Origin of the sequence: Mucilaginibacter sp. PAMB04168 (assembly GCF_039634365.2) — a bacterium.
GTDB lineage: Bacteria > Bacteroidota > Bacteroidia > Sphingobacteriales > Sphingobacteriaceae > Mucilaginibacter.
Map to the genome: position 1 here is coordinate 2722574 of NZ_CP155079.2, position 12511 is coordinate 2735084.

The following is a 12511-nucleotide window of genomic DNA, read 5'->3' on the forward strand; positions in this document are numbered from 1 at the left end:
TTTGCAAGGGCTTAATGACGAGCCCAAAGTGTGGTAACAAGCATTTACCATTTATGTTGTATGTAACTTTTTAGTCAGTACATAACGCTCTCTTTATTAATTCAAAGGAAAACATGCCAAATCATAGTTTCCTTAGAATTAATACAGCTATAATATGCAGGTTGTCAGTAGCTTAAACTGTAAGTTTTAGAAAATGTAAAAATATTATTGTGTGATACTAAAATTTTTATATTTGGACAAAATACTTTAATTTGCTGTAACCTTTCTGACTATGAGCTTATAGTTTTCAGTTTGGCGTTAGCTATCAATCTCTTATAAATCTATACAATTATTAATTATGAAAACTGGAAAAGTTAAGTGGTTTAACACTCAAAAAGGCTACGGCTTTATTATTACCGATGATGGAAAGGACTTATTTGTGCATTTTAAAGACGTTGAAGGCGGCGTAAATGCCATTAAAGATAACGACAGTGTGGAATATGATGTTGAGGACGGACGAAAAGGATTGCAGGCCGTAAAAGTTAAAAAGATATAAAACTAAAATATACTTAACTTAAACCTCTGTGACAACAGAGGTTTTTTTTGCACAAAACTTTTATATTGCCGACAAAAAATAAACAAGGCGTTCTAACATCCCATGCAAGATCTATCCATTACTAAGAGCAATAAAAACGTTATTTTCCTGGTGGCAGTAGCTGCACTTGGTTACTTTGTTGATATTTATGACCTGCTGTTATTTTCGATAGTGCGCTTGCAGAGCCTGCGCGATATTGGCGTTGCTGAGGCAGATATACGAACTAAAGGTGAATTTATCATTAACATGCAAATGTTTGGTTTGCTGGTTGGTGGTATACTTTGGGGCGTAATAGGCGATAAATTTGGCCGCATTAAAGTTTTGTTTGGCTCCATTTTGTTGTACTCATTAGCCAACTTTGCCAATGGCTTTGCTACCGACTACCAAACCTATGCAATCATAAGGCTTTTAGCTGGTATTGGCCTCGCTGGCGAACTAGGTGCTGGCATTACGCTGGTGAGCGAAACAATGAGTAAGGAAAAACGCGGCTACGGAACAATGATTGTGGCAGTTGTGGGATTGTTAGGTGCAGCAGCAGCGGCCACTGTTGCTAAATACGGATGGCAGCGTGCGTACTTTATAGGAGGTGGCTTAGGTTTGTTACTCTTACTGTTGCGGGTGGGTACATTTGAGTCGGGCATGTTTAAGCAGGCCGAGCAGAGTGATACCGAAAAGGGCAACTTTTTAATGCTGTTCACCAACAGGAAACGTTTTATAAAATACCTATGCTGTATACTGATCGGAACGCCGCTATGGTTTGTAGTAGGTATTTTAATCACCCAGGCCCCTGAGATAGGCAAGGAGCTGGGAGCACCTGAAACTTTAAGTGCAGGCACCGGAGTAATGTATACTTATATAGGCTTATCGGTTGGTGATATGTTCGCCGGCTTATTTGCGCAGATTACCAAATCAAGGCGCTTAACAATGCTTATATTTCAGCTCATGTCGGTGGTAAGCGTGGTTTTTTATTTAAATGCACACGGTATTACAGAAGGGCGTTTCATTTCAATCTGCTTATTTATCGGATTCTTTATAGGGTATTGGGCAACATTTGTTACTGTGGCGTCTGAGCAGTTTGGTACCAATATCCGTGCAACGGTAACTACCACCGTTCCGAATTTTGTACGTGGTTTCTTAATTCCGATAACCTTAAGCTTCGAATTTTTTGTAAAGTATTTTACAGCACAGGGGTATAAAAACAGCATTATTGTTAGCTCTTATGTCATGATGGGTATTGTTACCGCAATATCACTATTGGCGCTTACGCAACTTAAAGAAAGCTTTGGCAAGGATTTGAATTACATGGAAGGCGAGGAGCCGGCTGGTAATCTCAACGCCGCTTCTGAAATGAAGGCGTAGCATTAGCCCATTTTTTTGCATTTTTGTACCGATGGTGACTAAAGAAACGATTGCAAGCGAGTATCAGCAAATACAGGATGAAATATGCAGCGCTCTTGAAGCGCTGGATGGTGTAGCCACTTTTGAACAGGAGGTTTGGGAACGAGACGGCGGCGGCGGTGGCCGCACCCGTGTAATTCAAAACGGAACCATATTGGAAAAGGGCGGTGTGAATTTTTCGGCCGTGTATGGTAAGTTGCCCGACGCTGTAAAGAAAGGTTTGAAGGTAGAGCAGGATGACTTTTTTGCAACCGGTGTGTCTATCGTTATCCACCCAAATCACCCCATGGTACCCATAATCCACATGAACATCCGGTACTTTGAAATGCCATCTTCTATTGAAGGCGGGCAGCCATTGCGCTGGTTTGGTGGTGGCATTGATTTAACGCCTCATTATGTTTTTGAAGAAGATGCCCGGTTCTTTCATGGCCACTTGAAATCTGTTTGTGATTTGTTCAATGCTGATTTCTATCACCGCTTTAAAACCTGGGCAGATGATTACTTTTTTATTAAACACCGCGACGAGACGCGCGGTATAGGTGGCATTTTTTATGATCGGTTAACTGCCAGTGACGACTTAACATGGGAAACCATATTTGAGTTTTCTAAAGCCGTGGGCAGATCATTTGCACCGGTTTATACTGAATTGGTTAATCGGAACCGAAATAAACAATATACTGAAGAGCAACAGCAGTGGCAGTACCAGCGCCGCAGCCGTTACGCAGAATTCAATCTGGTATATGATGCCGGCACTAAGTTCGGCTTGGAAACCAACGGGCGCATTGAGTCCATCTTAATGAGTTTGCCTCCAACCGCTAAGTGGCTTTACAACTATCAACCGGAAACAGGTGGTGAAGAGGAAAAAACGTTAAAACTTTTAAAGAAGGGGATTAACTGGGTTTAACAATTGAACCCTTTACATACATACGACGTGTGTCATACTTATAAACCTTAAAGCCGTGCCACACTTAAAATCCTTTTTCGCTTTTCCTATTCAGCCTTTCGCTGCAGCACAACTAACAATTTTTAAACTCTTCTGAAATCCTTACCGTTCTGTACAGCGCAAGAGCCGCATTACGGCAGTTTTTGCATGATAAATTTAAACAGTTATATATCAGACAAAATTTTTTTCATTAAAAACACTTTATTTGTACTGCAGTTTATTGAGCTGCGGCATCTTTATTTAAGAAATTAATCTGCCTCTATACAAATGAAAGCATTATTTATACTCACTGCTATAGCTATGATATCATTATCGGCATGCAACGGTTCTGGAAAACTGGAAGGAAAATGGTTATACGCTGGGGGCGTATACAACGGAAAAAAAGAGGGAGGCACAGAGGGATACCAATTGCAGCGGACTTACACCGATAAAAAGTTTGAAGCTGTTATGATAGAAGATGGCGGTGAACCACAAAAGTACCAGGCAGGCGATTACAAAATTGATGGCAATACCTGTACCGAAACCGAAACCTTCTCAACCCAGCCTTCAAAACTGACCAATGTGCCTGTACACTACAATTACCAGATCAAAAACGACACGCTGATTTTGGAAGGCAAATTACCAACCGGTATGCAGGTTGAAGAGCATTGGACGAAGATGAAGTAGGCCTTGAAGGTGACATTTCTGCAAAGTAGCTACCAAAGAGCTATACTACTTTTTTTTAGCGCCTGCGCCTGCATCGTCTTTAGAAGATGATTTCTTACCCGATTGATAGTCGGAAGTTGCTTTTTTACCTTCCGTACTGGGTGCTTTTTTAATGTTTTTGCCGCCTTTATCTTTACTCATGATTATTTGTTTTATGTAGTGTGCGTGTAAGCTCCGACCGCTTTTTTAGAGAAGTAATGGGATTTATATTTGCAGAGTTACAACTAAAGATACAACTGAAAATAATGGTAATAGTTTTGCTAATCCTATTAAAAGCATCGCACGAGTAGTCTTAACCGCCCTTTGCCTTTGCTGCTGTTAACGGTCTGCCTTTTTACCCCGTAATTATTCGGTAAGCTGAGTTACTTTTCCTTTATTGCAAAGCTTGTATTGTAAGCCTTACCGGCCGGAATGTTAGTAATTTTACCTTTAAAATGGCTTAAAATTCGTATCTTCGCAAGTCAAATTTTTCGCATCAACCTAACACATTGAGCAAATTTTTCTTACACAAAAATTGAAATGGCTGAAGATAATTCACAGAACGAAGACAGAATCATTCCTATAAACATTGATGAAGAAATGCGAGCGGCCTACATTGATTATTCAATGTCGGTTATCGTATCACGTGCACTTCCAGATGTGCGCGACGGCCTAAAGCCTGTACACAGACGCGTATTATTCGGTATGCTCGATTTGGGTTTATCCAGTGGTAAACCTTTTAAAAAATCGGCGCGTATTGTAGGGGAGGTTCTTGGTAAATATCACCCGCACGGCGACTCGTCGGTATATGACACCATGGTGCGTATGGCTCAGGATTGGAGCTTACGTTATCCGCTAGTAGATGGTCAGGGCAATTATGGGTCTATTGACGGTGATAGCCCTGCGGCTATGCGTTACACGGAGGCTCGCTTGCAAAAGATAGCCGAAGAAATGATGGCCGATATCAATAAAGATACTATCGACTACCAGTTAAACTTCGACGACTCATTAGAAGAGCCAAGCGTACTGCCCGCTAAAATTCCTAACCTGCTTGTTAACGGTGCCTCGGGTATTGCGGTGGGTATGGCCACTAATATGGCGCCGCACAATCTTTCGGAAGTTATAGATGCTACGGTAGCGTTGATTGATAATCGCGATATTGAAGTTGCCGAGTTGATGAATTATATCAAAGGTCCCGACTTTCCGACTGGTGCAATTATTTATGGTTATGAAGGTGCCCGTGACGCCTTCGAAACCGGCCGTGGCCGCGTAGTTTTACGAGCACGTGCCGAGATTGAAACCTTTAACAATGATCGTGAACGTATAATAGTTACCGAGATTCCTTACCAGGTAAACAAGGCGCAGATGATTGAGCGCACTGCCGAGCTGGTTAACGAAAAGAAAATAGAAGGTATATCTACCATTCGCGACGAGTCCAGCCGCGAAGGTATCCGTGTAGTTTATGAGATAAAACGTGATGCCAATGCCGCTATCGTTTTAAACAACCTCTATAAATATACCTCACTGCAAACTTCTTTTAGTGTAAACAACATTGCGCTGGTTAAAGGCCGCCCTATGTTGCTTAACCTACGAGACCTTATACACCACTTTGTGGAGCATAGGCAGGAAGTTGTTGTTCGCCGTACCCGGTACGAACTGGCGGAAGCTGAGAAGCGCGCGCACATCTTAGAGGGCTTATTAATTGCTTTAGATCATTTAGATGAGGTAATACGCCTTATCCGTGCTTCGGCAACGCCTGAAGAGGCACGCGATGGTTTAATGACTCAGTTTGGCTTAAGCGAAATACAAGCCCGTGCAATTTTGGATATGACGCTGCGCCGTTTAACGGGACTGGAGCGCGACAAGATTAAAGAGGAGTACGCTGAGTTAATGAAAACTATCGAGTACTTGAAATCTATCCTTGCAGACCCGGCGTTGCAAATGCAGATCATCAAGGATGAGCTATTAGAAATCAAAGAAAAATATGGCGATGAGCGTAAAACCGAAATGGTTCACTCGAGCGCCGAAATGATGACTGAAGATTTCATTGAGGATGAAGATGTTGTTATCACTATTTCACATGAGGGATATATTAAACGCACGCCACTTACTGAATATCGCCGCCAGGGCAGAGGAGGTAAAGGCGCTATTGGCAGCAACAGCCGCGATGAAGACTTTATAGAGCACTTGCTGGTAGCATCAAACCACAATTATATGCTGTTCTTCACTGAGGCCGGCCGTTGCTTCTGGTTAAGGGTATTCGAAATTCCGGAAGGCACCCGTACCTCAAAAGGACGTGCTATTCAGAACATCATTAACATCCCTAAAGAGGAAAAGATTAAAGCCTATATAAAGGTTAAGAATTTGAAAGACCAGGAATACCTGGAAAACAACTTCATTATCATGTGTACGGCTAAAGGCACCATCAAGAAAACTTCTTTAGAAGCCTATTCCCGTCCGCGTTCTAACGGTATTAACGCTATTAATATTAATGATGGCGATACCTTGCTCGAAGCCACATTAACTACCGGTAGCAGCGAAATTGTAATGGCCTTAAAATCAGGCCGCGCAATCCGCTTTAATGAAGCTACAGTTAGGCCAATGGGTCGTACTGCAACCGGAGTTAGAGGCGTTACTTTAGAGAACGAGCAAGATGCTGTTGTTGGAATGATAGCCGTTAACGATTTAGACACAACCATACTTGTTGTTTCTGAAAAAGGATATGGCAAACGTACCGACGTTGATGATTACCGCGTTACAAACCGTGGTGGTAAAGGTGTAAAAACTATTAACGTAACTGAAAAAACCGGCAAACTTGTTGCCATAAAAGATGTTACAGATGGTGATGATTTAATGATCATTAATCGCTCTGGTGTCATTATCCGTATTGCCATGAACCAATTAAGGGTTATGGGCCGTGCAACTCAGGGTGTTCGTTTGATCTCTCTGAAAGAGGGTGATGAAATTGCTTCGGTAGCTAAAATTGAGCACAGCGAAGAGGAAGAACTGGAACAGGCGATTGAAAGCAGCTTGAACACCAACGGCACCGACGTTGGAATTGAAGACAATGATAGTCCGGCGGCAGATGCACCGGATGATGCAGAAAACGAATAAATTATGCTACTAAGCCGTAAAATCATTGTACTGGTTTTATTAGGATTGTTTACCGCACCGTTAGCCTTTGGCCAAAGCGAGGCATTAAAGGTTGTGGTAAACAATCTGGCTTACTATCGCCAGCGCGGCGAGCTCAAATATCTGAGCAACGCCAAAAAATCGGTTGATAGTTTAATTAAAACCCGGTCAGATTCATCTAATCTTGGTAAAAACATATACAAAGCTATTGTTTACTCAAGCATAGCTTATATAGACTCCACTAACCGCTTAAATCAGCCTGCCGATTTCTCGAACAAAACAGTTGAACTGGTTGATAGACTTTCTCACCATAAACGAATCTACAAATACCAAACGGAACTCGATTTTTCGAAGCGATGCCTGGCTAATGTTTTGATCAGAAATGGATTTGAGCAATGCCGGCATTTAGATTTTACAAATGCGGTTGAATCTTTTAAAAAAGCACAGCAGTATTCACCTAAGTTTGGTCAAATAAACGCTTATATAGCCTATGCCAATACCCGGGCCGGCCGTTTGGAGGAAGCAGTTAAATTTTATAACACCTTGCTAACTGCCGACAGCGCCAAAACAGAATATGTGATTGCGGCGTCAAACATTTATAAAACGATGGGGGATACCGCAAAGGCACTGGAAACGTTGCAAAAGGGTAGGCGCTTTTTACCTGGCGATAAAAGCCTTGTTTTGGAAGAAGCTAATATCTTCAATAATAAAAAGGATTACAGATCACTGGAGCCGCTGTTGAAAGATTTACTGGATGCTTACGGCAATGATGCGGAGGTGTATTTTATTGCAGCTAATTGTTATGACCGTTTGGAAAAATATGATAGGGCAGAGTCATTGTACCTGCGTGCTATTGAACTGAATAGTGCTGCTTATGACCCCGTACTTAATTTAGGGCTTTTGTATTTAAAGCTTAGTGCTGCCAAGCGAAACAAGGATGAGGCGGATAAAAATCTTTCGCGGTCGGCACTTTGGCTGCAAAAGGCATATGAAATGTCTCCTAAAAACGTTAATACCCTAAAGCTTTTGCAACTCATATATGCAAAAAGCGGAAACGACACTCAATTAAATAACATAAACAGTAAATTGCAACAATTAACTAATTAGAGAATCTATGAAAATTAAATTTTTGATAGCAGGTGCTATGAGCCTGTTCTCGGCAACAGTATTTGCACAAAAATCAGAGTTAAATACTGCTCAGACCGAGTACGACAAGTATGCAGTTTTCAGACAGCAAAAGGCGATGGCTACTAACGCCAGAACCAGCCTTAATACTGCTAAAACTTCTATTGATAAAGCCGCTACCAACGATAAAACCGGTACATTACCTCAAACTTATGCTCTAAAAGGCGCAATTTATGGTGCTTTGGCTTATAACGATACAGTAGCAACAACATCACAGCCTTTGTATAGCGCTGCCGCCGATGCTATAAAAAAAGCTAAAGAAACTGATACAAAAGGGGAGTTTAAAAAACTGGTTGACGAAGCAAATCAGTATCTGGCTTATTATCAACTGAATAAAGGTGTAAAAGAATTTCAGGCTAAACAATTTGACGAAGCCTACAAAGCTTTTGATTTTTATCGTAGCATATATCCAGAAGATACTACAGCTATATACTACACCGGCTTAGCTGCTGCAAACTCGAAGAATTACCCAATTGCCATTAACAACTATAAAAAATTAGTTACCACAAATTACAGCCGCAGAGCAGATATCTATTCAGATTTATCCAACTTATATCTGATGACAAAAGATACCACCAATGCATTAGCTGCTGTAAGCGAAGGTGTTAGCAAATTCCCAACCAGCGCAACGTTACGCGGCCGTGAGGTAGAAATTGCATTACAACAAGGCAAGCAAGCAGAATTTATAGACAAAATTCAAGCTGCTGCTACTAATGATCCAAAAAACAAAACGCTGCACTTTTATACGGGCATTGCATATGGTAAAATAGCTGATGCACAGGCCGAAATTGCTAAAAAAGCCAAAGATCCGGTTGCTAAAGCTGCTGCCTTGAAAGCCAGAGACGACAATAATGCTAAGGCTGCAGATGCTTATCAGAAAGCAGTTGAATTAGATCCGAACTATTTCGAAGCTAACCTAAACATGGGATATATTTTAATGACTTCTGCAGTTGACGATTACAATGCTGCAAACAAGTTACCCGTTGCTAAGCAAAAAGAATACAATGCATTATCTGCAAAAGCTAACGCCGCTGCTGATAAAGCAAAACCATACCTGGAAAAAGCAGTTGAGCTTAAACCAGACGATTTAAGTGCTTTAGGTAATTTAAGAAACTATTACATCATTAAGAAGAACACTGTTAAAACTGCAGAGATTAAGAAAAGAATGGATGCAATAAAATAAGTAACAAGGGGCCCAGTAATTAGGGCCCTTTATTATAGATGAATCTACTTAACATAATGTTAATTATGAGAATTTATTTAAAATAGAAAAAGCAGCTTGATAATAGCTGCTTCTTTTATTATTTTAAAGATGCATTAATCGCTTTTGCTGAATCTAAGTGCATGTTTAGTTTCGGCAAGCTTTTTTCGGCCAGCTTTTTTATTTCGGTTATACGGTTATCGGTATTCTTACGAAATAGCTCAATAACTTTAGCATGATCTGCAACCATCATTTGCATGTACGCTTTGTCAAAGGCAGGTCCCGACATTTTATTTAAACCAACCACCATTTGCTGATGTTCCGGATTCAGTGTGTCTGTATCCATTTTTAAATTGACATACTTATCAGTCGCGAGCTTTTTTACTTCGCTGCCCATGGATTTATGATCAGATACCATCATCTTGGCAAAGCTAATAACCCGTGGGTTTTGTGATTTGGCCTGCGCAACTGTGCCAGCCTTTATTTCTGTTAAACTGGCTTCATGAGCTTCCTTTATAAATCCAATCCCCTGGTCATCAACCAAAGTTTTTTCGTTATAATTTTTTGCGCGCCGATTATCATTACAGGCGGTTATTGATATAGCTAGTAACGCTACAGCGCTTAAACTTAAGATGTTTTTCATTTTGTAAGATGATGTTAACAGATAATTATTTTAGTAACAATTAAATGTTTTACTGGTTTACAAAACGAACAACAATATTTGAACAGTTTGGATTTTATTATTTAACTATAGCATTAGGCCAAATTACGTCCGGCATTTACAATACCGTAAACTGTACGAATCACTAACTTACTATAGGCGCTCTTTAACTCTTCATCTGTTGTATTTTTTAATTGTTGCAGTGCATAATGCTGTGTAACAACCAACGGTAAAACAATGCGCTCACGCATTGCTATAGAGCGTTTTTCAACCGGGTATTCTTGCATTAGTTCCTGGTTGCCCGTTAATTCAAGCGTTAAAGCCTTTGTTAAGTCAAACTCGTTTTTCAGTAATTTCCAAAACTCCCCATAATGCTCATCATGTTCCAGGTGCGCTGTAATCCTAAAGTCGGATTTAGACATGGACATCATACAATTATCGATCATGGTTTTGAAAAAACCAGATGACTTATACAAATCTACCGCATCTTGCCACTTACCTAAGTCTTTTGCTTTTTTTAAAGCCGAACCAACCCCATAAAAGCCTGGTACATTTTGTTTTAACTGGCTCCACGAGGTTACAAAACTAATAGCCCGCAAATCTTCTAACTTTAACGGCGCGCCAGCATTGCGTTTGGTAGGCCGACTGCTAATATTGATGTTGGACAGCAATTTTAATGGGCTCATGTTCTCCAAGTACTCCGTAAAAATGGGATGCTTGCGCAATGCCAGAAACTTATCAAAGCTCTCATTGGCCATTGTGGAGATTAAGTCTTTATGTGCAGTGTCGAGCAAATCACGATGATTTGGATGCAGCGCTGAAGTGATGCCAGCGTTTACGAGTTGCTCGATATTGTATTTTGCTGTTTCTATAGAGCCGTATTGTGAACTAACGGTTTGGCCTTGTATGGTCAGTTGGATATGATCGTTCGCAATTTCTTTGCCCATAGCCGCATAAAAGCGGTGCGTTTTGCCACCACCTCTTGCCGGCGGGCCTCCCCTCCCATCAAAAAATGCCAGCTCAATATCATACTTTTTGGTTATGGCGGTTAACTCAACCTTGGCTTGGTATATAGACCAGTTAGCCATTAAATAACCACCATCTTTAGTACTATCTGAGAAACCCAGCATTATCATCTGGCGGTTTCCGCGCTTCTTCAAATGCTCTTTGTATATAGGGTGCGCATACAATTTTTCCATTACGCCAGCCGCATTTTTCAGGTCATTTACGGTTTCAAACAATGGCATAAAATCAATGGTCAGGTTGTCTTTAGTCCAACCGCACCACAAAAACAAATTCATTAATTGCAGTATATCCGAAGCTTCCTGGCAATTGCTGATGATGAACCGATGGCTGGCCTTCTCGCCGTTTTGTTGCTGAATTTTATGCATCAGCCTGATAGTGCATAGCGTATCATTGATCATCGCTTCATCAGTATTGCCATCAGTTTCCTCAGTGCAAGGATAATCAGCTTCATTAAAGCTGATGAGTTTTAGTTTTTCATCTTCACTCAGTTCGCTGTAATTTTCTGGCAAGCCGTTATTTAGCCCGGGTTGTTTTAAACCATATTGAAATACCGTGCGTAATACCCGGCTATCCTGCCTAATGTCTAAGCCAGCAAAATAGCAGCCGTAAAGCCTTACCTTCAGTGTCAGATCTTCGATCAGCTCTAAAAATATACCGTCGTGATCTTTAACCATCGTGTCTTTAATACCCTGCAACAAGTCAATCATTTCTTGCTGCAGATCACCAGCATCTGGTTGCGGATTAAAGGCGTTCACGTACAACAAATCACCAAGCCTGCTCATAGGCTCCTCAATGCCTCTAAACGTAATGCGACGCTTTAGGATGCGGTAATCTCTATAATAACACCTGAAGATGATTTGCCTTAGCGTTGCTGCAACCGTACGTGTCGAATTGGTTTTTACGTTCGGGTTGCCGTCGCGATCGCCGCCCGGCCAAAAGCCTAATTCAAACACCTGGTTGGGAAAGCTGTCAATACCAAACTCCTCATTTAATCGGGTTTGTATACCAGCCAAGGCGTAATAAAACACGTTCTCTAAAAACCAAATCAGACTAATGGCCTCGTCTACAGGCGTAGGCGAAGTTTTGTTAAAGAACGGTGTCTTACCCAACTGCTGTAAAAGCAGATTTACGGTATTAATATCGTTCGTTTTAAGCGCCTCAATTAGGTCGGTCATGATTGTTAGTACCGTGCCAGGGTAAAACTGTGTAGGATGCGCGGTTAATACCAGGCGTAATGAGAAATTCTTAAGCTTCTCACTAATCTTTTCGCGCACTTCATCGCTCGATGCCACCTGCTGCAATAATCCTTGCAGGGTACCGCTATCATCGGTCCGGCTTAATTTGCTGAACGAAGAATCCTCTATGGCATCAAATAATACCACTTGTCTTTCGATATACTGTATAAAGCGGAACAAACGATTAATCTTCTCACGTTCATCAACGCCGGGTACATGCTCATCAAAAAAGGACTCAATAACTTCACTTGGTGATTTAAGTTGTGCTACTCCTTTTTCGCAATGCGAGCTAAAGAACGGTAATAAAATGCCGGTATCCTTAACTTGATAAAAAGGTAGCGTTAAAAATAAACTGTTATAAAGTTCGAAGCGGGTTATGACCTCTTGGCTGAAGACTGTTTCCCGTTGTGTAGAATGTGGTGTTACTGACATATTTTATAAACTGTTAAATGAAGGCGAACGCCTTCTTTAA

10 protein-coding genes are annotated in these 12511 nt (G+C 41.1%); 7 read left to right on the forward strand and 3 right to left on the reverse strand.

Annotation, left to right across the window (positions count from 1 at the left end; all coding sequences use genetic code 11):
- The first annotated feature begins 337 nt into the window (after nucleotides 1-337).
- The 4 genes from ABDD94_RS11495 to ABDD94_RS11510 all read left to right on the forward strand — a co-directional run bounded on the left by ABDD94_RS11495 (nucleotide 338) and on the right by ABDD94_RS11510 (nucleotide 3581).
- A complete protein-coding gene (locus ABDD94_RS11495; protein WP_345209171.1) occupies nucleotides 338-535 on the forward strand; it encodes a cold-shock protein in 198 nt (65 codons plus the stop codon).
- A gap of 102 nt (nucleotides 536-637) precedes the next feature.
- A complete protein-coding gene (locus tag ABDD94_RS11500) occupies nucleotides 638-1933 on the forward strand; it encodes an MFS transporter (protein WP_345952362.1) in 1296 nt (431 codons plus the stop codon).
- Between the two features lie 31 nt (nucleotides 1934-1964).
- A complete protein-coding gene (hemF, locus tag ABDD94_RS11505; protein ID WP_345952363.1) occupies nucleotides 1965-2876 on the forward strand; it encodes an oxygen-dependent coproporphyrinogen oxidase in 912 nt (303 codons plus the stop codon).
- Between the two features lie 306 nt (nucleotides 2877-3182).
- Nucleotides 3183-3581, forward strand: coding sequence for a hypothetical protein (locus ABDD94_RS11510; RefSeq protein ID WP_345952364.1), 399 nt, complete (start codon nucleotides 3183-3185; stop codon nucleotides 3579-3581).
- Nucleotides 3582-3626: 45 nt separating this feature from the next.
- On the opposite strand, the gene ABDD94_RS11515 is transcribed toward ABDD94_RS11510, so the two are convergent.
- Entirely contained in the window at nucleotides 3627-3761 is a 135-nt protein-coding gene (locus ABDD94_RS11515; protein WP_345951938.1) for a hypothetical protein, read from the reverse strand.
- A gap of 378 nt (nucleotides 3762-4139) precedes the next feature.
- Here ABDD94_RS11515 and gyrA point away from each other — a divergent pair, with 378 nt between their 5' ends.
- Genes gyrA through ABDD94_RS11530 form a run of 3 tightly spaced genes read left to right on the forward strand, consistent with a single transcriptional unit; the run spans nucleotide 4140 to nucleotide 9099 of the window.
- Entirely contained in the window at nucleotides 4140-6713 is a 2574-nt protein-coding gene (gene gyrA / locus ABDD94_RS11520) for a DNA gyrase subunit A (protein WP_345951937.1), read from the forward strand.
- A 3-nt stretch (nucleotides 6714-6716) separates the two neighbouring features.
- Entirely contained in the window at nucleotides 6717-7838 is a 1122-nt protein-coding gene (locus tag ABDD94_RS11525) for a tetratricopeptide repeat protein (protein WP_345951936.1), read from the forward strand.
- Nucleotides 7839-7845: 7 nt separating this feature from the next.
- Nucleotides 7846-9099 (forward strand): hypothetical protein, encoded by a 1254-nt coding sequence (locus tag ABDD94_RS11530; RefSeq protein ID WP_345952365.1) that lies wholly within the window; start codon nucleotides 7846-7848, stop codon nucleotides 9097-9099.
- Nucleotides 9100-9217: 118 nt separating this feature from the next.
- Here the strand turns inward: ABDD94_RS11530 and ABDD94_RS11535 are convergent, their stop codons facing one another.
- Together ABDD94_RS11535 and ABDD94_RS11540 are read right to left on the reverse strand one after the other, a co-directional pair.
- Nucleotides 9218-9760, reverse strand: coding sequence for a DUF4142 domain-containing protein (locus ABDD94_RS11535; RefSeq protein ID WP_345952366.1), 543 nt, complete (start codon nucleotides 9758-9760; stop codon nucleotides 9218-9220).
- A gap of 113 nt (nucleotides 9761-9873) precedes the next feature.
- Nucleotides 9874-12471 (reverse strand): phosphoenolpyruvate carboxylase, encoded by a 2598-nt coding sequence (locus ABDD94_RS11540; RefSeq protein ID WP_345952367.1) that lies wholly within the window; start codon nucleotides 12469-12471, stop codon nucleotides 9874-9876.
- Between the last annotated feature and the right edge of the window lie 40 nt (nucleotides 12472-12511).